The organism is Streptomyces sp. NPDC006687, from assembly GCF_040636215.1.
GTDB lineage: Bacteria > Actinomycetota > Actinomycetes > Streptomycetales > Streptomycetaceae > Streptomyces.
The window spans coordinates 38,582-59,287 of sequence record NZ_JBEYJJ010000018.1 but is presented as its reverse complement, the minus strand read 5'-3'; the positions used below and the strand labels follow the sequence as shown (position 1 = coordinate 59,287).

The 20,706-nt window shown below is 72.7% G+C and carries 22 protein-coding genes; 12 read left to right on the top strand and 10 right to left on the bottom strand.

The genetic code is table 11. From position 1 onward, the window contains the following. Window positions 1-79: 79 nt before the first annotated feature. Window positions 80-1,261, top strand: coding sequence for an 8-amino-7-oxononanoate synthase (locus ABZ716_RS21290; RefSeq protein WP_358960834.1), 1,182 nt, complete (start codon window positions 80-82; stop codon window positions 1,259-1,261). 4 nt (window positions 1,262-1,265) lie between these two features. Here ABZ716_RS21290 and ABZ716_RS21285 read toward each other — a convergent pair whose 3' ends face one another. Together ABZ716_RS21285 and ABZ716_RS21280 are read right to left on the bottom strand one after the other, a co-directional pair. Continuing rightward, a complete protein-coding gene (locus tag ABZ716_RS21285) occupies window positions 1,266-1,487 on the bottom strand; it encodes a DUF397 domain-containing protein (protein ID WP_358813611.1) in 222 nt (73 codons plus the stop codon). Between the two features lie 12 nt (window positions 1,488-1,499). Continuing rightward, a complete protein-coding gene (locus tag ABZ716_RS21280) occupies window positions 1,500-2,384 on the bottom strand; it encodes a helix-turn-helix transcriptional regulator (protein WP_358960831.1) in 885 nt (294 codons plus the stop codon). Window positions 2,385-2,582: 198 nt separating this feature from the next. Here ABZ716_RS21280 and ABZ716_RS21275 point away from each other — a divergent pair, with 198 nt between their 5' ends. The 8 genes from ABZ716_RS21275 (at window position 2,583) to ABZ716_RS21240 (ending at window position 9,707) form a co-directional block, all read left to right on the top strand. Further along, the gene (locus tag ABZ716_RS21275) at window positions 2,583-3,032 is read left to right on the top strand and encodes an ATP-binding protein (protein WP_358813609.1); all 450 of its coding nucleotides are present in this window, start codon (window positions 2,583-2,585) and stop codon (window positions 3,030-3,032) included. Window positions 3,033-3,336: 304 nt separating this feature from the next. Next, complete coding sequence (locus ABZ716_RS21270) at window positions 3,337-3,639, top strand: urease subunit gamma (RefSeq protein WP_351888112.1); 303 nt, start codon at window positions 3,337-3,339, stop codon at window positions 3,637-3,639. Between the two features lie 14 nt (window positions 3,640-3,653). Then, window positions 3,654-3,965 (top strand): urease subunit beta, encoded by a 312-nt coding sequence (locus ABZ716_RS21265; RefSeq protein ID WP_100865164.1) that lies wholly within the window; start codon window positions 3,654-3,656, stop codon window positions 3,963-3,965. Continuing rightward, on the top strand, window positions 3,958-5,679 hold the full coding sequence (locus ABZ716_RS21260) for an urease subunit alpha (protein WP_358813608.1): 1,722 nt from the start codon (window positions 3,958-3,960) through the stop codon (window positions 5,677-5,679). The genes ABZ716_RS21265 and ABZ716_RS21260 overlap by 8 nt, the downstream gene beginning before the upstream one ends. Next, a complete protein-coding gene (locus ABZ716_RS21255; protein ID WP_358960828.1) occupies window positions 5,679-6,353 on the top strand; it encodes an urease accessory UreF family protein in 675 nt (224 codons plus the stop codon). Before ABZ716_RS21260 ends, ABZ716_RS21255 begins: the two co-directional genes overlap by 1 nt. A 46-nt stretch (window positions 6,354-6,399) precedes the next feature. Then, the gene (gene ureG / locus ABZ716_RS21250) at window positions 6,400-7,086 is read left to right on the top strand and encodes an urease accessory protein UreG (RefSeq protein ID WP_358960825.1); all 687 of its coding nucleotides are present in this window, start codon (window positions 6,400-6,402) and stop codon (window positions 7,084-7,086) included. Beyond that, window positions 7,083-7,871 (top strand): urease accessory protein UreD, encoded by a 789-nt coding sequence (locus ABZ716_RS21245; protein ID WP_358960823.1) that lies wholly within the window; start codon window positions 7,083-7,085, stop codon window positions 7,869-7,871. The genes ureG and ABZ716_RS21245 overlap by 4 nt, the downstream gene beginning before the upstream one ends. A gap of 171 nt (window positions 7,872-8,042) precedes the next feature. After that, window positions 8,043-9,707, top strand: a complete 1,665-nt coding sequence (locus ABZ716_RS21240; RefSeq protein WP_358960820.1) for an alpha/beta hydrolase — start codon at window positions 8,043-8,045, stop codon at window positions 9,705-9,707. Between the two features lie 34 nt (window positions 9,708-9,741). On the opposite strand, the gene ABZ716_RS21235 is transcribed toward ABZ716_RS21240, so the two are convergent. The 6 genes from ABZ716_RS21235 to ABZ716_RS21210 all read right to left on the bottom strand — a co-directional run bounded on the left by ABZ716_RS21235 (window position 9,742) and on the right by ABZ716_RS21210 (window position 15,051). Further along, window positions 9,742-10,452: a lysophospholipid acyltransferase family protein gene (locus tag ABZ716_RS21235; RefSeq protein ID WP_358813603.1), complete on the bottom strand. Its 711-nt coding sequence runs from the start codon at window positions 10,450-10,452 to the stop codon at window positions 9,742-9,744. An 88-nt stretch (window positions 10,453-10,540) separates the two neighbouring features. Next, window positions 10,541-10,699, bottom strand: a complete 159-nt coding sequence (locus ABZ716_RS21230; protein WP_358813602.1) for a hypothetical protein — start codon at window positions 10,697-10,699, stop codon at window positions 10,541-10,543. Between the two features lie 32 nt (window positions 10,700-10,731). Next, window positions 10,732-11,706 (bottom strand): cytochrome c oxidase assembly protein, encoded by a 975-nt coding sequence (locus tag ABZ716_RS21225; protein WP_358960818.1) that lies wholly within the window; start codon window positions 11,704-11,706, stop codon window positions 10,732-10,734. A gap of 98 nt (window positions 11,707-11,804) precedes the next feature. Then, window positions 11,805-12,830: a 6-phosphofructokinase gene (locus tag ABZ716_RS21220; RefSeq protein ID WP_351888086.1), complete on the bottom strand. Its 1,026-nt coding sequence runs from the start codon at window positions 12,828-12,830 to the stop codon at window positions 11,805-11,807. A 223-nt stretch (window positions 12,831-13,053) separates the two neighbouring features. Further along, window positions 13,054-13,782, bottom strand: a complete 729-nt coding sequence (locus tag ABZ716_RS21215; protein WP_351888083.1) for a glutamine amidotransferase — start codon at window positions 13,780-13,782, stop codon at window positions 13,054-13,056. 30 nt (window positions 13,783-13,812) lie between these two features. After that, window positions 13,813-15,051, bottom strand: coding sequence for a MurT ligase domain-containing protein (locus ABZ716_RS21210; protein ID WP_351888080.1), 1,239 nt, complete (start codon window positions 15,049-15,051; stop codon window positions 13,813-13,815). 122 nt (window positions 15,052-15,173) lie between these two features. Between ABZ716_RS21210 and def the strand changes: the two genes are divergently transcribed. Beyond that, window positions 15,174-15,728 (top strand): peptide deformylase, encoded by a 555-nt coding sequence (gene def / locus ABZ716_RS21205; protein WP_351888077.1) that lies wholly within the window; start codon window positions 15,174-15,176, stop codon window positions 15,726-15,728. A 31-nt stretch (window positions 15,729-15,759) separates the two neighbouring features. Here def and ABZ716_RS21200 read toward each other — a convergent pair whose 3' ends face one another. Continuing rightward, window positions 15,760-16,410, bottom strand: a complete 651-nt coding sequence (locus tag ABZ716_RS21200) for a TetR family transcriptional regulator (protein ID WP_358813599.1) — start codon at window positions 16,408-16,410, stop codon at window positions 15,760-15,762. Window positions 16,411-16,617: 207 nt separating this feature from the next. On the opposite strand from ABZ716_RS21200, the gene ABZ716_RS21195 reads away from it, so the two are divergent. Next, window positions 16,618-17,874 (top strand): acyl-CoA dehydrogenase family protein, encoded by a 1,257-nt coding sequence (locus ABZ716_RS21195; RefSeq protein ID WP_358960816.1) that lies wholly within the window; start codon window positions 16,618-16,620, stop codon window positions 17,872-17,874. A 371-nt stretch (window positions 17,875-18,245) separates the two neighbouring features. After that, a complete protein-coding gene (locus tag ABZ716_RS21190; RefSeq protein ID WP_351888067.1) occupies window positions 18,246-18,431 on the top strand; it encodes a DUF5999 family protein in 186 nt (61 codons plus the stop codon). Between the two features lie 143 nt (window positions 18,432-18,574). Here ABZ716_RS21190 and ABZ716_RS21185 read toward each other — a convergent pair whose 3' ends face one another. Beyond that, window positions 18,575-20,611: an NB-ARC domain-containing protein gene (locus ABZ716_RS21185; RefSeq protein WP_358960813.1), complete on the bottom strand. Its 2,037-nt coding sequence runs from the start codon at window positions 20,609-20,611 to the stop codon at window positions 18,575-18,577. Window positions 20,612-20,706: the final 95 nt, after the last annotated feature.

Here is a 20,706-nt window from a genome sequence, read left to right as displayed (position 1 = left end):
CGTCCGGATAGGGTCGAGCAGATCTGTCGACTGCCGACAAAACGCGAGACACATCGTGAGACGCGACGCGAGGACCCCGATGACCCAGCCCACCCCGCAGCACGAGGACGTCTTCGCCTGGATCGACGGCGCGGAGCGGCGGCGCGAGGAGGCGGGGCTGGTGCGGACCCTGCGCCCGCGCCCGGCCGACTCGCCCCTCCTGGACCTCGCCAGCAACGACTACCTCGGCCTCTCCCGGCACCCGGAGACCGTACGCGGCGCCTGTGCGGCGGCCGAGCGCTGGGGCGCCGGGGCCACCGGATCGCGCCTGGTCACGGGGACGACGGAGCTGCACACCGAACTGGAGCGGGAACTGGCCGACTTCGCCGGTTTCGAGGCGGCTCTGGTGCTTTCGTCCGGTTATGCCGCGAACCTCGCCGCCGTGACCGCGCTGAGCGGCCGGGACGCCCTGGTCGTCTCCGACTCCGGTAACCACGCCTCGATCGTCGACGGCTGCCGGCTCTCGCGGGCGGAGGTCGAGGTGAGCGCGCACGGTGACGTGGAGCAGGTCCGCAAGGCCCTCGGCGGCCACTTCGGCCGCGCCCTGCTGGTGACCGACTCCGTCTTCTCGGTCGACGGGGACGCCGCCCCGCTCGCCGGGTACGCCGCCGCCTGCCGGGAGGCGGGCGCTGCCCTGGTCGTGGACGACGCGCACGGGCTCGGGGTGCTGGGCGAGGGGGGCCGGGGCGCCCTGTACGCCGCCGGGCTCGCGGGGGCGCCCGGGGTGGTCGCGACGATGACCCTCTCCAAGTCGCTGGGCAGTCAGGGCGGAGCGGTGCTGGGGCCGGCCAGGGTGATCCGGCACCTGGTCAACACCGCCCGCGCCTTCATCTTCGACACCGGGCTCGCCCCGGCCGCCGCGGGGGCGGCGCTGGCGAGCCTGCGTCTGCTGCGGCGCGAGCCCCAGCGCGCGGACCGGGTCCGGGAGGTGGCCGCCGAGCTGTACGGGCGGCTCACCGCCTCCGGCCTGACCGCGGCCAGGCCGGACGCGGCCGTGGTGTCGGTGCGGGCCCCGTCGGCCGCGGCGGCACTGCGCTGGGCCGCCGACTGCCGCGAGGAGGGACTCTCCGTGGGGTGCTTCCGTCCGCCGTCGGTGCCGGACGGCATCTCCCGGCTGCGGCTGACGGCTCGGGCGGATCTCACGGGGGAGGAGATCGGCCGGGCCGTCGAGGCGGTCCTGCGGACCGCTCCGGCCGGGGCCACGGAGGCGGTTCAGCGGTAGGACGTCACCCGGCCACGTCCGTCCGTACGGCGGCGAGGAAGCCGCCCCAGGCCGGCCCGGTGAAGAGCACGGCCGGGCCGTCCGCCCGCTTGGAGTCGCGGACGGCCAGCAGGCCGCCGGACAGGGCGGCCATTTCCACGCAGTTGTTCATTCCGGTGCTGCGGCTGCTCCGCCGCCACCGGACGCTGTGCGGAAGTCCGCCGGGGGATAAGGGGGTTGCGGACACCGAGGTGCCTCCTTACGCGTCGTCAGCGAGTGAGGTGATGAGATCCGACGAGTCACGGGGCGGGAGGGCGTGCGCCTGGATGGTGCGGAACGCGGCGCTGTACGCCTCAAGGTCTTCCTTCCGCTCCAGATAGAGGCTACTCGTCAAATGGTCGAGTACCACCACATCCAGATCGGCGATGTTCGGAAATGAGAAGATGACGAACGGTCCGGTCAGGCCGAGATGACCTCCCACGGTGAACGGCAGTACCTGGAGGTGGACTTGGGGCAGTTGCGCCACCTCCACCAGGTGCCGCAGCTGCTGACGCATCACCCCCGGGCCGCCGATCTGCCGGCGCAGCACCGCCTCGTCCAGCACGGCGCTCAGCTCCAGCGGGGGATCGGCCCGCAGCACCGCCTGCCGGGCCATCCGCACCTCGACCAGCGCGTCCACCTTCGGCTCCGGCAGCCCGCCCAGGGCGGCCCGGGTCACCGCGCGGGCGTAGTCGGCGGTCTGCAACAGGCCCGGCACCACCGAGAGTTCCACCGTCCGCGCCGCGCTGGCCCCCGCCTCCAGGCTGATGAAGTCCCGGTACTCCTGCGGCAGCAGCCCCCGGTAGTCGTGCCACCACTGCCGTCCGCGCGCCTCCCCGCCCCCCGCGGCCGGTCCCGCCGCCGAGGCGCACAGGGCCTCCAACAGGGCGCGTTGCTGGGGGCTGACCACGGCCCCGTAGGCGTCGAGCAGCAGCCGGATGTCCTGCGTCTTCACGCCACTGCGGCCCGTCTCGATACGGCTGACCTTCGACTGGTGCCATCCCACGATGCGGGCCACCTCGCCGCTCGTGAGCCCGGTGCGGTCGCGCAGCGCGCGCAGTTCCTCGCCGAGCTTGCGCCGGCGCACCGCGGGACCGTGCTGCATACCCGCTCTCCTTCCACCGGCACAGACCCGCACCAGTCTGCCGTCCGAATCCGCTTTTCCGTAGCAGAGTTCACCGCATTGGGGGACAGATATATGCATATCTTGGGGGAACGCCGCAATCGGCGGCAGGATGGGTGACACGCTGGCGCTCAGCGCAGATCCGGGGCGGCTCCGCCCCGGTGGGAAAGGGACGTCGCCATGGCAGATCAGCTGGAAGCATCCGTCACTCTGCCGAGCGACCCGGTCTCCGTGGCCGCCGCCCGCCGCTACGTCCTGCAGGTGCTGGAGGACTGGGGACTGCCCGGGGACGCGGACACCGCCGACACGGTACGGCTGGTCGTCTCCGAGCTCGCGACCAACTCGGTCCAGCACACCTTCGGGCAGTCGCCCACCTTCACCGTCGACCTCCGCCTGGAGCGCGAGGAGTGGCTCCGCGTCGGTGTGACCGACAGCCACCCGCGCTGGCCCCGGCGGCTGCCCGCGGCCGTCCAGCAGGACAACGGCCGGGGCATGGTCATCATCCGCTGGCTGGCGGCGGAGGCGGGTGGCCGGCTGTCGGTCAGCCCCACCGAGGACGGCGGGAAGACGGTGTGGATCTGCCTGCCCTGGCCGGCCGGACGGCCCGCCGGGACCCTCCGGGGCCGCTGAAACCCCTCAGGCCCCGGCGGCCGTAGCGCGAACGGGCCCCGCACGTCCCCGATGGGATGAACCGGGTGTCTCGTGGAAACGTGGGTTAACCCGGCCGAAAAGTGTCGCCTCTAGGGTGTGTCCGCCGCCTTGCGCCAATGGCGACCCATGGGCCGGTAAAGCGCGGGTGATCGGGACGGAAAGCCTCGCTCTGCGTTGGGCAAGACATGCTTGGCATGGATATGCGCAGGTCAACAAAGTGTTGACGACCGGTACGGTTCGCCACGGCGCGATGAGATCTTGTCCCGGAAGCTTGGTGATACAGGTGCAGTTGACACCACACGAACAAGAGAGACTGATGATCCACGTCGCCGCCGACGTGGCCGAGAAGCGCAGGGCGCGCGGGGTCCTCCTCAACCACCCCGAGGCCATCGCCCTCATCACCTCCCACCTCCTCGAAGGCGCCCGGGACGGCCGGACCGTCGCCGAACTCATGGAGTCCGGACGCAAGGTGCTCACCCGTGCCGAGGTCATGGAGGGCATCCCCGAGATGATCCACGACGTCCAGGTCGAGGCGACCTTCCCCGACGGAACCAAGCTCGTCACCGTCCACGACCCGATCATCTGAAGAGGGCCCCCCACATGATCCCCGGCGAAATCGCCTTCGGGGACGGTCCGGTGCGCCTCAACGAAGGCCGTCCCGTCACCCGTCTCACCGTGCTCAACGCAGCCGACCGGCCCGTCCAGGTCGGCTCCCACTACCACTTCGCCGAAGCCAACCCCGGCCTCGACTTCGACCGGCAGGCCGCCCGCGGCCTGCGCCTGAACATCGCCGCCGGCACGGCCGTCCGCTTCGAGCCGGGCATCCCGGTCGCCGTGGAACTCGTACCGCTCGGCGGGCTGCGCACCGTGCCCGGACTGCGCGGGGAGACCGGAGGACCCCTCGATGGCTGAGATCTCGCGCCAGGCGTACGCCGACCTCTTCGGGCCCACCCGGGGCGACCGCATCCGGCTCGCCGACACCGACCTCTTCGTGGAGATCGAGCAGGACCTCAGCGGCGGCCCCGGCCGCTCCGGGGACGAGGCCGTCTTCGGCGGCGGCAAGGTGATCCGGGAGTCCATGGGGCAGGCCCGCACCACCCGCGCCGAGGGCGCCCCCGACACGGTGATCACCGGCGTGGTGATCCTCGACCACTGGGGCATCGTCAAGGCCGACGTCGGCATCCGCGACGGCCGCGTCTGCGGCATCGGCAAGGCCGGCAACCCCGACACCATGGACGGCGTGGACCCCGCCCTGGTGATCGGCCCCGAGACCGAGATCATCGCGGGCAACGGGAAGATCGTCACCGCCGGGGCCATCGACACCCACATCCACTTCATCTCCCCGACCGTCGTGGACGAGGCCCTCGCCTCCGGCATCACCACCCTCGTCGGCGGCGGCACCGGCCCCGCCGAGGGCTCCAAGGCCACCACCGTCACCCCCGGACCCTGGCACCTGGCCCGGATGTTCGCGGCGCTGGAGGCGTACCCCGTCAACATCGGGCTGCTCGGCAAGGGCAACACCATGTCCCGCGAGGGCATGTACTCCCAGCTGCGCGGCGGCGCCCTCGGGTTCAAGATCCACGAGGACTGGGGGGCCACCCCCGCCGTCATCGACGCCTGCCTGAGCGTCGCCGACGAGACCGGCACGCAGGTCGCCATCCACACCGACACCCTCAACGAGGCCGGGTTCGTGGGCGACACCCTCGCGGCCATCGCCGGGCGGACCATCCACTCGTACCACACCGAGGGCGCCGGGGGCGGCCACGCCCCCGACATCATCACCGTGGTCTCCGAGCCGAACATCCTGCCCAGCTCCACCAACCCCACCCGGCCGCACACCGTCAACACCGTCGAGGAGCACCTCGACATGCTGATGGTCTGCCACCACCTCAACCCCGCCGTCCCCGAGGACCTCGCCTTCGCCGAGTCCCGGATCCGGCCCTCCACCATCGCCGCCGAGGACGTGCTCCACGACCTCGGCGCCATCTCCATCATCTCCTCCGACTCCCAGGCCATGGGCCGGGTCGGCGAGGTCGTGCTGCGCACCTGGCAGACCGCCCACGTGATGAAGAAGCGGCGCGGCTTCCTGCCCGGGGACGGCCCCGCGGACAACCACCGTGCCCGCCGCTACGTCGCCAAGTACACGATCAACCCGGCCGTGGCCCAGGGCCTGGCCCGCGAGATCGGCTCGGTCGAGGTGGGCAAGCTCGCCGACCTGGTGCTGTGGAACCCGGCCTTCTTCGGGGTCAAGCCCGAGGTGGTCGTCAAGGGCGGCCAGATCGCCTACGCGCAGATGGGCGACGCCAACGCCTCCATCCCCACCCCCCAGCCGGTCCTGCCCCGGCCCATGTACGGCGCCATCGGACGCGCACCCGGCCTGAACTCGCTGAACTTCACCTCCCAGGCAGCCCTCGACGACCACCTGCCCGAACGGCTCGGCCTCACCAAGGCGTTCACGGCCATCGAGAGCACCCGCCAGGTGGGCAAGACGGACATGCGCAACAACGACGCCATGCCGAGGGTCGAGGTGGACGCCGACACCTTCACCGTCAGCATCGACGGCGAGGTCGTGGCACCGGCCCCCGCCGCGGAGCTGCCCATGGCCCAGCGCTACTTCCTCTTCTGATGAGCCTCGCCGCGCTGCTCGTCCTCGCCGACGGCCGCTTCCCCGCCGGAGGGCACGCCCACTCCGGCGGGGCGGAGGCCGCCTGCAAGGCGGGCCGGATCCACGACGCCGCCTCCCTGGCCGAGTTCTGCCGGGGCCGGCTGCACACCGCCGGGCTCACCGCCGCCGCCCTCGCCGCGGCGGCCGCCCTCGGCCTCGACCCGGCGGACCTCGACGCCGCCGCCGACGCCCGCACCCCCTCGCCCGCCCTGCGCGCGGCGGCCCGCCGGCTGGGCCGGCAGCTGCTGCGGGCCGGCCGCGCCACCTGGCCCTGCGCCGAACTGGAGGCGCTGGCCGCCGCCTTCCCGCGCGGGGCGCACCAGCCCGTGGTGCTCGGCCTCACCGCCCGGGCCGCCGGGCTCGGCGCCCTGGACGCCGCGCACGTGGCGGCCTACGAGAGCGTCAGCGGGCCGGCCACCGCCACCGTACGGCTGCTGGGCCTCGACCCCTTCGAGGCGAGCGCCGTCCTGGCCGGCCTCACCCCCGAACTCGACGCGGTGTCGGCCCGGGCCGCAGAGGCCGCCCTCCTCGCGCGCGAGCAGGGCACCGACGCGCTGCCCGCGGCCTCCTCGCCGCTGCTGGACATCGCGGCACAGGCCCATGCCGACTGGGCGGTACGCCTCTTCGCCTCCTGAGCGCGGGCGCCCCCACCACCAGACCACCCCCAAGGAGACACCTGCCGTGCACCTCGACCACGACGTCACCTATCCCCACCGGCACACCCACGGCGCCGCCCCCCTGCGCGCAGACGGCAGCCGCCGCGCCCTGCGCATCGGACTCGGCGGACCCGTCGGCTCCGGCAAGACCGCCACCGTCGCCGCGCTCTGCCGCGCCCTGCGCGCCGACCTGTCCATGGCCGTCGTCACCAACGACATCTACACCCGGGAGGACGCGGAGTTCCTGCTCCGCGAGGCGGTCCTGCCCCCCGAGCGGATCAGCGCGGTCGAGACCGGCGCCTGCCCGCACACCGCCATCCGCGACGACATCTCCGCCAACCTGGAGGCCGTCGAGGAGTTGGAGGAGGCCGTCGGCCCCCTGGACCTGATCCTCGTCGAGTCCGGCGGCGACAACCTGACCGCCACCTTCTCCCGGGGGCTGGTGGACGCCCAGATCTTCGTCATCGACGTGGCCGGCGGTGACGACATCCCGCGCAAGGGCGGCCCCGGCGTCACCACCGCCGACCTGCTCGTGGTCAACAAGACCGACCTGGCCCCCTACGTCGGCTCCGACCTCGACCGGATGGCCCGCGACGCGGCCGAGCAGCGCGGTGACCTGCCCGTCGCCTTCCAGTCCCTGCGCGGCGCCGAGGGCGTGGCCCCGGTGGCCGGCTGGGTGCGCGAGCGCCTCGCCGTCTGGGCCGGACGGTGACCACCGCACCCCCCGCGCCCCCGTTCCCGGCCGCCGGGTTGCGGGCCACCGCCCGGATCACCGCGGCCGCCGACGGGCGCGGTGGCACCGCCCTGCCCGTGCTGGCCGGGGACGGCCCGCTCGCCCTGCGCCGGGTCCGCGGCGAGGGCGCCGAGGCGGGCGTGATGCTGGTCGGCGCGATGAGCGCCCCCCTGGGCGGCGACCGCCTCGCGGTGGAGGCCGACGCGGGACCGGGCGCCCGGCTCGGCCTGCGCTCGGCGGCGGCCACCCTGGCCCTGCCCGGCCGGGGCGGGGAGAGCGCGCGGTACGACGTACGGCTGACGCTGGCCCGGGAGTCGGCGGTGCGCTGGCTGCCCGAGCCGCTCGTCTCGGTGCGCGGCAGCGACCTGCGGGTCTCCACCCGCGCCGAACTGGCCCCCTCCGCCCGGCTGATGCTGCGCGAGGAGCAGGTGCTCGGCCGCACCGGTGAGGCACCCGGTCTGCTGCGCAGCCGCCTCACGGTCACCCGGGGCGGCCGCCCGCTGCTGGACCAGGAACTGTCCTGCGGCCCCGGCGCACCGGGCGGCTGGGACGGCCCCGCCGGGCTCGCCGGACACCGGACACTGGGCCAGCTCCTGGTGGTGGACCCGCGGTTCGAGCAGGACCCGCCGCCGGCCGCGGTCCTCGGGGAGTTCGCGGCGGTCACCCCGCTCGCGGGCCCGGCCGTCCTGGTGACGGCCCTGGCCCCCGACGCGCTGCGGCTGCGCGAACTGCTGGAGGAGGCCGCCCGGGCGTACGGCTGGTGAGGCACGGGTGTTCGGGGCGAAAGGGACACCGCTCAGCGGTACACCCGTCGCCGGTTATCGGGTTGGCAAAGAACTCGACCCCGCCCTGTTGCCAGGTACCCGTCAGACGAAAGGATCCCCCTGACCCAACCCGGCCGCCTCGCGCGGCATCTGACCAGGGGGATCAACCACGTGATACGCAACGCGACGCTGGGCAGCGCCGCCACTCTCATCACCGGCGCGCTGGCGGCGGGCCTGCTGCTCGCGCCGTCCGCCTCGGCGGCTCCGGCCGGCAAGGACAACGGCGCCGCGGAGGCGGTCGGTGCCCAGATCGCCGCGGCACGCGCCGCGCGCACGGGCATCGACTGGAAGGACTGCCCGGCCGACTGGGGCTTCGAGAAGCCGATCCAGTGCGGCTGGGTGAAGGTCCCGCTCGACTACACCAAGCCCTTCGGCAAGACGATCGACATCGCGGTCGACCGTGCCGTCAGCACCGGCACCAAGGAGGAGCGCCAGGGCTCCCTCGTCTACAACCCGGGCGGCCCGGGCGGTTCCGGCATGCGCTTCCCGCGCCGGGTCACCACCAAGAGCCCGCTGTGGGTCAACACCTCCAAGGCGTACGACTTCGTGGGCTTCGACCCCCGCGGCGTCGGCCACTCCGCGCCGATCTCCTGCATCGACCCGCAGGAGTTCGTCAAGGCCCCCAAGGCCGACCCGGTCCCCTCCAGCGAGGCCGACAAGCTCGCGCAGCGCAAGCTCGCCGCCGAGTACGCGGACGGCTGCAAGGAGCGCAGCGGCGAGATGCTGCCGCACATGACCACCACCAACACCGCGCGCGACCTGGACGTCGTCCGGGCCGCCCTCGGCGAGAAGAAGCTGAACTACCTCGGCGTCTCCTACGGCACCTACCTGGGCGGGGTCTACGCGACCCTGTTCCCGGGCCACGTCCGCCGCATGATCGTCGACAGCGTGGTCAACCCCGACACCGACAACATCTGGTACCAGGCCAACCTGGAGCAGGACGTCGCCTTCCAGACGCGCTGGAACGACTGGCAGGACTGGGTCGCCAAGTACGACTCGGTCTTCCACCTCGGCGACACCCGCGCCAAGGTCGAGGCCAAGTACCAGCAGCTGCGCGCCCAGGCCAAGGCCCACCCGCTCGGCGGGGTCGTCGGTCCGGCCGAGCTCATCGGCTTCTTCCAGGGAGCCCCGTACTACGACTCCTCGTGGGTCCCGGTCGCGCAGGCGTTCAGCGCCTGGGCCGCCGGTGACGAGAAGCCGCTCATCGAGGCCATCGCCCCCGACATGTCGGACACCAAGGGCAACGCCGCTTCCGAGAACGGCAACGCCGTCTACACCGCGGTGGAGTGCGCCGACGCCAAGTGGCCGACCAGCTGGGCGAAGTGGGACCGGGACAACACCGCGCTGAACAAGAAGTACCCGTTCCTGACCTGGTCGAACGCCTGGATGAACCTGCCCTGCGCGACCTGGAAGTCCAAGCAGAGCACCCCGATCGAGGTCGGCGCGAAGCACATCGCCCCGGTCCTGATCGTCCAGTCCGAGCGTGACGCCGCCACCCCCTACCAGGGCGGTGTCGAGCTGCACCGCCGGCTGGCGGGCTCGCGCCTGATCACCGAGCAGAACGCCGGTTCGCACGGCGTCACCAGCCTGGTGAACCCCTGCATCAACACGCGGGTGGAGTCCTACCTGCTGACCGGCAAGGTCGACGCCCAGGACGTGAAGTGCGGCCCGCACGCCACTCCGGTGCCGCCGGCCCCGGCCGCCGCGAAGTCGCTGACGGCCCAGGCCCCGGCCGCGGACCTGCCCAAGCTCGAGGAGCTCCCGGCCGTCCGCTAGGACCGCCGTAGGACGTCGGTGAGCGGGAGGGGGCTCAGCGCTTCGTGCGCCGGGCCTTCTTCCGCTCCTGCTCTTCCTCCGCCTTGACCTCGGCCGCGTACCGGTCGACGTACTCCTGTCCGGAGAGGCCGAGGATCGCGTACATGATCTCGTCCGTGACGGCGCGCAGCACCGCCCGCTCGCCCTCCATCCCCGCGTACCGGGAGAACTCCAGCGGGGCGCCGAAGCGGATCGTGACCCGCCGGATCTTCGGGAGGGTCTGTCCGGGCGGCTGGATCTCGAAGGTGCCGACCATCGCGCACGGGACGACGGGAACCCCGGCCCCGAGCGCCATCGCCGCCACCCCGACCTTGCCCTTGTAGAGCCGCCCGTCGTGCGAGCGCGTCCCCTCCGGGTAGATGCCGAGCAGCTCGCCCCTGGCCAGCACTCCGAGCCCTTCGCGCAGGGCCGCCTGGCCGGCGTCCTTCCCGGAGCGGTCGACCGGGATCTGCCCGGCGCTGCGGAAGAAGGCGGCGGTCAGCCGGCCCTTGATCCCGGGCCCGGTGAAGTACTCGGCCTTCGCCAGGAAGGTGATCCGGCGCCTGAGGATCGCGGGCATGAGGAAGTGGTCCGAGAAGGACAGGTGGTTGCCCGCGATGATCGCGGCGCCCTCCTCGGGTATGTTCTCCAGTCCCTCGATCCGCGGCCGGAACAGCAGCCGCAGCAGCGGACCGAGCAGCACGTGCTTGAGCAGGTGGTAGAACACCCGGCGCTTCCCTTCACCCGACGGTCGGACCACGGACGGATCAGCCATGCGGTGGCGAGGAGCGGGCCGCGCGGGCCCGGCGCCGCTCTCAGGAGCTGCCGGAGACGGCCATGCCCAGGGTCAGCAGCCCCAGCACCACCCAGCCGAACCACAGCCAGCCGTTGCTGCCGAGGGCCACGGAGTACGTCGAGACGGCCACCAGGGCGGTGAAGGTCGTGACGGCCATCGCCTTAACGGATCCGGTCATGCCTCATGGTGGCGCGCCGACCGGCCTCCGCGCTACTGGCCGCGCCCTCGGAGCGAGGCGAGATACGCGTTGTACGCCTCCAGCTCCTTGTCACCGTCGCGGTCCGCGGCCCGGTCCGAGCGCTTCGCCGCGCGCTGCTCCGAGTGGTACCACTGGTAGACCAGGGCGATCAGCACCAGGACCGAGGGGATCTCGCTGAAGGCCCAGGCGATGCCACCGCCCCAGTGCTGGTCGTCCAGGGGGTCGATGCCCAGGGAGGCCGACGGGTTCGCGTACGTCTTGATCATCGGCTCGCTCGCCATCATCAGGGCGATGCCGAAGAAGGCGTGGAAGGGCATGCCCGCGAAGAGCTCCAGCATCCGCATCACGTAGCCGGGGCGGTGCGGCCCCGGGTCCACGCCCATGATCGGCCAGAAGAAGACCAGGCCGACGGCGAGGAAGTGGACCATCATCGCGATGTGCCCGGTCCTGCTCTGCATGAGGAAGTCGAAGACCCGGGTGAAGTACAGGGCGTAGAGGCTGGCGATGAACACCGGGATGGTGAACGCCGGGTGCGTGACGATCCGCATGTACCGGCTGTGCAGCAGCATCAGGAGCAGCTCGCGCGGACCCTTGCTGCCGCGGGGCGCGGGCGGCAGCGCGCGCAGGGCGAGGGTCACCGGGGCCCCGAGGAGCACCAGGATGGGCGTGACCATGCTGATCACCATGTGCTGGATCATGTGCACGCTGAACATGACCATGCCGTAGTCGTTCAGCTTGGTGCACATCACGAGCACCACCGTCAGCACGCCGATGACGAAGGCGACCGTCCGGCCCGGCGACCAGGCGTCCCCGCGCCGGCGCAGCCGCAGCACGCCCCAGCCGTAGAGGGCGAGCGCCAGGAGGGAGCCGAAGAGGAAGAACGCGTCGAAGGAGAACTCCAGACCGCGCCCGAGGGTGAACGGCGGCAGGTCCATGTTCATGTCCATATCCATGTTCATGTCCATGCCGTGACCGCTGTGGTCCATCTGTTCACTCCCTTGACTGTGGCGCCCCACCACAGTAGTGCCGCCCCCGGACGCGATCGTGTCCGGGGGCGGCCGAAGGGGTCAGAACGGGTCGAACATCACAGGACCGTCTCGGCCTCGTCGTACCGGGCGTCCGGGACGGTCTTGAGGGTCGAGGTGGCCTCGGAGAGCGGGACCATCACGATGTCGGTGCCGCGCAGGGCCGTCAGCATGCCGAACTCGCCCCGGTGCGCCGCCTCCACCGCGTGCCAGCCGAAGCGGGTGGCCAGGACCCGGTCGTAGGCGGTGGGGGTGCCGCCGCGCTGGACGTGGCCGAGGATGACCGGGCGGGCCTCCTTGCCCAGGCGCCGCTCCAGCTCCGCGGCGAGGATGTTGCCGATGCCGGCGAAGCGCTCGTGCCCGTACTGGTCCTTGCCGCCCTGCTGGTAGTCCATCGAGCCGGGGCGCGGCTTGGCGCCTTCGGCGACGACGACGATCGCGAACCGCTTGCCGGCCGAGAAGCGCTCGCCGACGATCGCCGTCAGCTCCTCGATGTCGAACGGGCGCTCCGGCACGACGATGGCGTGCGCGCCGGCCGCCATGCCCGAGTGCAGGGCGATCCAGCCGGTGTGGCGGCCCATGACCTCGACGACCATCACGCGCTGGTGCGACTCGGCGGTGGTCTTCAGCCGGTCCAGGGCCTCGGTGGCCACGCCGACGGCGGTGTCGAAGCCGAAGGTCACGTCGGTGGAGGAGATGTCGTTGTCGATGGTCTTCGGTACGCCGACGATGGGCAGACCGCCCTGCGCGAGCAGGTTGGCGGCCTTCAGCGTGCCCTCGCCGCCGATCGGGATGATGGCGTCCAGGCCGAGGTCCGCCATGTGGCCGCGGGCCCGCTCCACACCGTCGCGCAGGTGCGCGGGCTGGACACGGGAGGAGCCGAGGATGGTCCCGCCGCGGGCCAGGATGCCGGCCACGGAGTCCAGGTCGAGCTTGCGGTAGTCGCACTCCAGCAGGCCGCGCCAGCCGTCGTGGAAGCCGATGACCTCGTCCCCGTGGTCGACCACGGCGCGGTGCACGACGGAGCGGATGACGGCATTGAGGCCGGGGCAGTCGCCACCGGAAGTGAGCACACCAATGCGCATGGCAGAGAGAACCTTTGCAACGTGGGCCGACGACCGGACCACGTCGTCCGGTTGGAACTACTGGTCAGCCTACAAGCGGATCCCCGGTGGACTGAACCATCCTCCACAGGAAGGACACACCAAACGGAAGATCGTACGAAAGCACGTCGGCCCGGACCCCCGAGGGGATCCGGGCCGGACGGGCGTGCCGTGCGGAGGGTGCGTGGACGGCCCCTGGAGGGCCTTACGCGGGCTGCGTGGCCGCCGCGATGCGCTCGGCGCGCAGCGCCTCGTACCAGCGGTCGTCTATGGCCGGCAGCGCGTTCACATCGAGGGCCAGCTTCAGCAGCAGGTCCGCGATCAGCGGGTTGCGGGCCATCACGGGGCCGTGCATGTACGTACCGAAGACGGTGTCGTTGTACGCGCCCTCGGTGCCGTCGCCGGTGCCGTTGCCCCGGCCCAGCCGGGTCCGGGCGAACGGCTTGGCCGTCGGGCCCAGGTGCGTGACGCCCTGGTGGTTCTCGAAGCCCGTCAGCGGCGGCAGGTTCAGCCGCGGGTCGATGTCGGCGAGCACGTCGCCGACGCACCGCTCGCCCTCGCCGCGCACGGTGACCACGTCCAGCAGGCCCAGGCCCTGCTGGCGCTCGCCCATGTCGTTGACGAACTCGTTGCCGAGGATCTGGTACCCGGCGCAGACGGAGAAGACGATCGCCCCGTTCGAGACGGCCCGCTCCAGGCCGCCGTCGCGCAGCAGCCGCTCCGCGGCCAGCCGCTGCGGCCGGTCCTCGCCGCCGCCGATCAGGTAGATGTCGCCCGAGGTGGGGATGGGCTGGTCGCTGCGCACGTCCACGCGCTGCACGTCCAGGCCGCGCTGGCGGGCGCGGCGCTCCACCACGAGGGCGTTGCCCTGGTCTCCGTACGTGCTGAGCAGGTCGGGGTAGACCCACACCAGACGCAGGCTGTTGTCGCTCATGCTCTTGTCCTCTGCGGTTCTGACGGGGCGCTAGTTGCCGACGCGGCGGCGCACGTCCTGGAAGGCGGTGTAGTTGGCGATCAGCTCGATCTGCCCGGGCGGCGCCAGCTGCACGGCCTCGTCGAGGGTCTCGCAGACGCGGAAGTCCAGGCCGGCCACCTCCAGGCGGACGGCCAGGTCCAGCTTGCGGTCGCCGATCACGAAGATCGGGTGGCCCGCGAGGCGCGGGTAGTCCACGTCCCACAGCCAGGAGGTGTCGGTGCCGTCCGCGCCGCGGGCGTTCACCGAGAGGACCACCGGAGCCGGCGGGCCGTCGATCAGCGAGAAGGTCTCCAGCCAGCCGGCCGGGTTCTTCGCGAGTAGCAGGCGCAGCTCACGGCCCTGGAAGGTGACCACGTCGTAGCGGCCGGCGACGGCCTGGACCTGGTACATGCGCTCCAGCGCGACCTGCGGGGGCACACCGAACACGGCGGCCACGGCGGCCGAGGTGGCGGCGTTCGCCTTGTTCGCACGGCCGGGCAGCTGGAGGTGGATCGGCCAGGCGCTCCCGTGCGGGTCCAGCACGTGGTCGCCGGAGAGCACCCAGGTCGGGGTCGGGCGGCGGAAGCCGCACTCGCCGCAGAACCAGTCGTCGCCCGGGCGCTGCATGACACCGCCGCAGGAGGGGCACGACCAGGCGTCGTCCTTCCATTCCTGGCCGGCCGCGACCCAGACGACGGTCTGCGACGAGGACGCCGCCCACACGATCAGGGGGTCGTCGCAGTTCGCGACGATGACGGCCTTGGAGCCCTGGAGCCCCTCGCGCCACTTCTCGGCGAGCATGCGGGTCTCGGCCGCGCGGTCCAGCTGGTCGCGGGAGAGGTTCAGCAGGGCGATCACCTTGGGGGTGACGTCCCGGGCGACCCCGGCCAGGTACTTCTCGTCCACCTCGATGACGCCGTACTTGGCGTCCGAGCCGCCGGCCAGGGCGGAGGTGATGCCCGCGGGCATGTTCGCGCCCAGCGCGTTCGAGACGACCGGACCGCTGGCCCGCAGGGCCTCCGCGATCAGGCGGGTCGTCGTGGTCTTGCCGTTCGTCGCGGAGACGAGGACGACATCGAGATGCTGCGCCAGCGCGCCGAGGAGATCGGGGTCCAGCCTGAGCGCGACCTTGCCGCCGATCACCGATCCGCTTCCGCGTCCCGCGGCCCGCGACACCGCCGCCGCGGCCTTGCCCGCCGTCACGGCCAGCTTGGCCCGCGGCGAAAGCGGCTCCGTGTTGCCTGCCATCGTCCTTTGTCCTCCTAGCGTCGGTCGCCCCAGCCTATCCAGTACCGGCCGGAGCCTTGACCGCGGCGCCCCCGGTCAGCCGCGGATCTCCTCATATAGTCGCCCGTCGTACCCTTACGGCCATGCGACAGCGCCCCCTCCCCGGCACCACCGGACTCGTCCGCACCATGAGCCTGCTGGGCGATCCGGTGCTCCACTCCGCTTGCGCGGAGGTCACCGCCTTCGGCCCCGAACTCGACCGGCTCATCGAGGACATGTTCGCCACGATGTACGCCGCCCAGGGGGTCGGTCTCGCCGCGAACCAGATCGGCGTCGGGCAGCGGGTCTTCGTCTACGACTGCCCCGACGACGAGGACGTCCGCCACGTGGGCCACGTCGTCAACCCCCGTCTGGTGGAGGCCGGCGGGGAGGAGTACCTGGGGCCCGAGGGCTGTCTGTCCCTGCCCGGTCTGGAGGCGGGCACCGCCCGCTTCGACCGCGCGGTCGTCGAGGGGGTCACCTCCGACGGGGCCCCGGTGCGGATCGAGGGCACCGGGTTCTTCGCCCGCTGCCTCCAGCACGAGTGCGACCACCTCGACGGCACCGTCTACGCGGACCGGGTGACCGGGCTGCGCGCCCGCCTGCTGCGCCGGGCCATCCGCAAGACCTCATGGGGCCAGGAGGCCGGGCGGAAGTAGGCCGGCCCCGAGCCCGGTCCCGCGGGCCGGCTCAGAACCCGGGACCGTCCTCGCGGTTGCCGGCGGTGGCCAGGCGGCCCCAGAGCAGGTCGGTCAGGCCCGCCACCAGATCGGCCCGGGAGCACGGGCGTTCGCCGAGCCACCAGTCACCGGCGGCGTGCATCATGCCGACGATGCCGTGCCCCCAGATCCGGGCGAGCTGTTCGCCGCCCGGCCCGAGGTCGACGCGTTCGCCGACGACCTTCGCCAGCTCCTCGCCGAGCCGGCGCAGCAGCGGGGCGGAGTGCAGGCCGACGTCGAAGCCGCGCTCGGAGCTCTGCGAGTCCTCGGCGGGGTGCATCAGGAACCGGTACACCTGGGGGCGGGCCTCGATGGCGGCGAGGTAGGTGTCCAGGGTGGACTCCACCCGGCTGCGGCGCTCGGCGGGGGCGTCCAGCGCGGCCCGCAGCGAGTCGAGCAGGGCGTCGGTGTGCCGGACGGCCAGGGCCTGGTAGAGCCCGGCCTTGTCGCCGAAGTGCCGGTAGAGGATGGGCTTGGTGATGCCCGCCTCGGCCGCGATGGCGTTCATGGACGCCTTCGGGCCGTCCCTGAGGACGACGCGCTCCGCCGCCTCCAGCAGCTCGCGCCGGCGGCGTTCGCCCGCTCCCGGCTCTCCGGCCGCGGCCTCCTGGGTGGTCTGCATGACTGTGTTTCTCTCCCCGCCCTTGCGATGTCCGTGACGCCCACGCAACGTAACACCCCGCACACCCTGACGGCCGAACCGGCGGCGCTTGACAGCCCTTACCGGCCGGTAACAGACTGTGGCCACCGATAATGTTACCGGCAGTAACCCATGGGGGTGCGGCTGCCGGACCGGGCCTCAGGGCCGTGCGCGACAGCTGGAGGGGACATGGCGGAGTTCACCATGGAGCTCAACGAGGACCAGACGCAGGTCCGCGACTGGATCCACGGCTTCGCCGCCGACGTGATCCGGCCCGCGGCCGCCGAGTGGGACGAGCGCGAGGAGACCCCCTGGCCCGTCATCCAGGAGGCCGCCAAGGTCGGCATCTACTCGCTCGACTTCTACGCCCAGCAGTTCTTCGACCCGACGGGTCTGGGCATCCCGATGGCCATGGAGGAGCTCTTCTGGGGCGACGCCGGTATCGCGCTGTCCATCGTGGGCACCGGACTCGCGGCCATCGGCGTCCTCGCCAACGGCACCGAGGAGCAGATCGGGACCTGGATCCCGCAGATGTACGGCACTCCCGAGGACGTCAAGGTCGCCGCCTTCTGCTCCTCCGAGCCGGACGCCGGCTCCGACGTGGGCGCCATGCGCACCCGGGCCGTCTACGACCAGGCCAAGGACGAGTGGGTGCTGAACGGCACCAAGACCTGGGCCACCAACGGCGGCATCGCCAACGTCCACATCGTCGTCGCCGTGGTCGACCCCGAGCTGGGCACCAAGGGCCACGCCTCCTTCATCGTCCCGCCGGGCACCCCGGGCCTCTCGCAGGGCCAGAAGTTCAAGAAGCACGGCATCCGCGCCTCCCACACGGCCGAGGTGGTACTGGAGGACGTACGGATCCCCGGCTCCTGCCTGCTCGGCGGCAAGGAGAAGCTCGACGAGCGGCTCGCGCGCGCCCGCGAGAAGGCCAGGGCCGGCGGCGGGGTGGGGGCACCTCCCGGCGGTAGCCGAGGGAGTGTGAAGAACGCGGCCATGGCCACCTTCGAGGCGTCCCGGCCGGCCGTCGGCGCGATGGCGGTCGGCACCGCCCGGGCCGCCTACGAGGTCGCCCTCGACTACGCGAAGACCCGCACCCAGTTCGGCCGCCCGATCATCGACAACCAGGGCGTGGCCTTCCAGCTCGCGGACATGCGCACCCAGATCGACGCCGCGCGGCTGCTGGTGTGGCGGGCCTCGTGGATGGCCGTGGCGGGCAAGCCCTTCACCTCGGCGGAGGGCTCCATGTCGAAGCTCTACGCGAGCGAGGTGGCCAAGAAGGTCACCGCCCAGGCGGTCCAGATCCTCGGCGGCAACGGCTTCACCCGGGAGTACCCGGTGGAACGGATGCACCGGGACGCGGCCATCTACACGATCTTCGAAGGCACCAGCGAGATCCAGCGCCTGGTGATCGCCCGGACGCTCTCCGGGATGCCGATCCGCTAGCCGCGGTTCCGGGGGGCGGGGCCGCCCCGCCGCGGACGCGCCCGGGGGTCCGAAGGGGCGTCCCCCAGCGGCTGGGGCCGGTGTGATCCCCGCCACTCACCGGGGCGTCTGGGGCGGCCGAGTTGTGGTGATCAGCCCGGTTTGCGGCGGCGTCCGCCCCGGGATTGCGGGGCGGGCGGCTCCGGCCGCCTCCGAGAAGATCCGTATCCGGGGTATGAGCGCATGGTGAGCGGGCATACACACCCTGAACTCGACCTCGAATACGGGTTCCGTCCGGGGGCGGCGATCGGACATACTCGCCGCCACCGTGGATCGCGGAATCGACCGGGTGACCACCGGCCCTCCCGCCCCACACTGCGAGGAGGTGCGCCATGTGCTCCCACCAGCCCCCCTGCCCGCCCGCCGACAGCGCCCAGCGCGACGCTGCCCGCACCGTGGCCTTCCATCCCGAACAGGGCTGGAGCCTGCTCTGCAACGGCGTGGTGGTCTTCGACGACACCGGGGAACTGCTCCCCGAAGGCCGGACGGTCGAACCCCGTCGCCCGGCCCTGGTCTGAGCCAGGAGGCAGCATGCGCCAGCAGCTGATCCGCAAGCCCGTCCCCAAGCCCGCCCCCCGAGACCTGGATCTGCGCACCCCGTCGGGCAGAACCCTCCCGTACTGACGGGAGCCTCCGCCCCTGGCCGCCCACCGGCCGTACGTCATCCGGTGGGCGCCGCCGCACCGCACCGGAACGCCGTCTCGTACGCGGCGTCGCCGATCGCCGCCCGGGCCTGCCGCTCGCCGAGGTCCCGCAGGGCCGTCAGCGAGGGCGAGCCCATCTGCGGCCGCCCCACCGTGCGCCACCAGGCGTGCCCGTTGCCGAGCAGCCGCGCGGCCAGCTCGCCGTCGCCCAGGGCCGCCACCGCCGCCGCGAGCAGGTCCAGGCCGATCGCGATGCCGAAACGGTCGCCCAGCAGCCGCTTGCCCGAGAGCATCGCCCGTACGTGCCGGGCGGCCTCCCCGTACTGGCCGAGCCCGAGCGCCGCGAAGGCCAGGACGTAGTCCGCGTACGCCCGCAGCCAGCGCTCGCCCCGCTCCACGCACGCCTCGCGCAGCCCCCGCGCCTCCTCGGCGGCCTCCTCGAAGCGCCCGAGGTCGCACAGGGCGTACGCGCTCACCAGCTGGCACAGCAGTGCTCCCGCACCGCTGCCCGCGCCGCCGTGGGCCGTCCGTGCCGGGGGCCCCGCCAGCGCGAGGGCCCGGACCGGGTCGCCGGGCATCAGGAGCGACACCGAGCGCAGGTAGGCGGCGCGCAGCCGCTCCTCAGGGTCGTCGAGGGCCTCCGCGGCCCGTACGCACGCGATGCCCGTCAGCCGGGCCGCCCCCATGTCGCCCTGGAGCAGCATCGTCAGGCCCAGTGCCCACAGCGCCCGGGCGTGCGCGGCCCCGGTCGGCTCGGCCTGGGCCAGGGCCCGTTCCAGGAAGCCCCGGCCCTCCCGGAGGTGGCCGCAGGAGAACCAGAAGAACCACAGGGCCCCGGCCATCTCCAGGGCCGCCTCGGGATCCGCCCCGAGCAGGTGCTCCAGGGCGGTGCGCAGCTGCGCGTGCTCGGTGCTCATCCTGCGGTACCAGTCCACCTGCTGCGGGCCCATCCACCCCTGCTCGGCGGTCCGGGAAAGGGCGGCGTACCAGTGGGCGTGCCGGTCCGCGACGGCCCGTACCTCGTCCAGTTCCGCGAGCCAGTCCTGGCCGAACTCGCGAACGGTGTCCAGCATCCGGTAGCGGGGGCCCGACCCCCGCTCCCAGGAGCGGCGGACGACGGACTTCGCGACCAGGCCCTCCAGCAGCCGCTCCACCCGCGACGCGGGCAGCGGTCCGCCGGCGCACACCGTACGGGCCGCGGCCGCGTCGAAGTCCCCGGTGAACACCGACAGCCGGGCCCACAGCAGCCGTTCCAGCGGCTCGCACAGCTCGTGGCTCCAGCCGATCGCCGTCCGCAGGGTCCGGTGCCGGGGCGGAAGGGCGGCGCGGGTGCTGTCGGAGAGCACCTCGAAGCGGGCGCTCAGCAGGTGTGCCATCCGCTCCAGCGTCCACAACCGCAGCCGTGCTCCGGCCAGTTCCAGCGCGAGCGGGATGCCGTCCAGGCGCCGGCAGACCTCGGCCGCGAGGGCGGCCCGGGCGGGATCGGCGAGGTCGGCGGCGGTCTGCGGGGCGGCGGACAGGGCGCGGGCCCGGAAGAGGGCGAAGGCGTCGCTGTCGGGGCCCTCGCAGGGCAGCGGGCGGACCTCGACGACGGTCTCGCCGGGGGAGCCCAGCCGTTCGCGGGAGGTCACCAGCACCGTCAGGCCCGGTGCGGACTGCAGGAGTTCGCCCACCAGGTGGCGGACGGGGGTGACCAGGTGTTCGCAGGTGTCGAGGACGATGAGCAGGCTCTTGTCGGCCATCCACGCGCACAGTTCCTCGTCGAGGGAGTGCGCGTCCGGGGAGGCGAGGCCGAGGGTCAGGCCGAGGGTGTGGGCGAGGGTGGTGGTCAGGAGTCCGGGGTCGCGCAGCGGCGAGAGCTCCACCCACCAGACGCCGTCGGGCCGGGTCCGGCCGGGGCGGCCGGCGGCCCGCAGGGCGAGGCGGGACTTGCCGACTCCGCCCACGCCGGTCAGCGTGATCAGTCTGCGTTGGTCCAGCAGCCCCGTGAGGCGGGCGAGTTCGGCCTCGCGGCCGACGAAGCTCGCCGTCTCCGCTGGAAGGTTTCCCGGCACGGCGTCAGATTCTGACGCACGGTCGCCGCCGGTGGCACCTGCCTGACTGTGGTTGACCGAGTACTCACCGAACACGGTTGTATTGTGCGCGATCT

Bases quoted from the DNA above. Each gene is read 5' to 3' on its own strand.
- ABZ716_RS21215 (WP_351888083.1), bottom strand. From the start codon at position 13,782: ATGAGCGACAACAGCCTGCGTCTGGTGTGGGTCTACCCCGACCTGCTC.
- ABZ716_RS21195 (WP_358960816.1), top strand. From the start codon at position 16,618: ATGGCGGAGTTCACCATGGAGCTCAACGAGGACCAGACGCAGGTCCGC.
- ABZ716_RS21280 (WP_358960831.1), bottom strand. From the start codon at position 2,384: ATGCAGCACGGTCCCGCGGTGCGCCGGCGCAAGCTCGGCGAGGAACTG.
- ABZ716_RS21275 (WP_358813609.1), top strand. From the start codon at position 2,583: ATGGCAGATCAGCTGGAAGCATCCGTCACTCTGCCGAGCGACCCGGTC.
- ABZ716_RS21190 (WP_351888067.1), top strand. From the start codon at position 18,246: ATGTGCTCCCACCAGCCCCCCTGCCCGCCCGCCGACAGCGCCCAGCGC.
- ABZ716_RS21290 (WP_358960834.1), top strand. From the start codon at position 80: ATGACCCAGCCCACCCCGCAGCACGAGGACGTCTTCGCCTGGATCGAC.
- ABZ716_RS21260 (WP_358813608.1), top strand. From the start codon at position 3,958: ATGGCTGAGATCTCGCGCCAGGCGTACGCCGACCTCTTCGGGCCCACC.
- ABZ716_RS21200 (WP_358813599.1), bottom strand. From the start codon at position 16,410: ATGCAGACCACCCAGGAGGCCGCGGCCGGAGAGCCGGGAGCGGGCGAA.
- ABZ716_RS21265 (WP_100865164.1), top strand. From the start codon at position 3,654: ATGATCCCCGGCGAAATCGCCTTCGGGGACGGTCCGGTGCGCCTCAAC.
- ABZ716_RS21225 (WP_358960818.1), bottom strand. From the start codon at position 11,706: ATGGACCACAGCGGTCACGGCATGGACATGAACATGGATATGGACATG.
- ABZ716_RS21210 (WP_351888080.1), bottom strand. From the start codon at position 15,051: ATGGCAGGCAACACGGAGCCGCTTTCGCCGCGGGCCAAGCTGGCCGTG.
- def (WP_351888077.1), top strand. From the start codon at position 15,174: ATGCGACAGCGCCCCCTCCCCGGCACCACCGGACTCGTCCGCACCATG.
- ABZ716_RS21220 (WP_351888086.1), bottom strand. From the start codon at position 12,830: ATGCGCATTGGTGTGCTCACTTCCGGTGGCGACTGCCCCGGCCTCAAT.
- ABZ716_RS21255 (WP_358960828.1), top strand. From the start codon at position 5,679: ATGAGCCTCGCCGCGCTGCTCGTCCTCGCCGACGGCCGCTTCCCCGCC.
- ABZ716_RS21230 (WP_358813602.1), bottom strand. From the start codon at position 10,699: ATGACCGGATCCGTTAAGGCGATGGCCGTCACGACCTTCACCGCCCTG.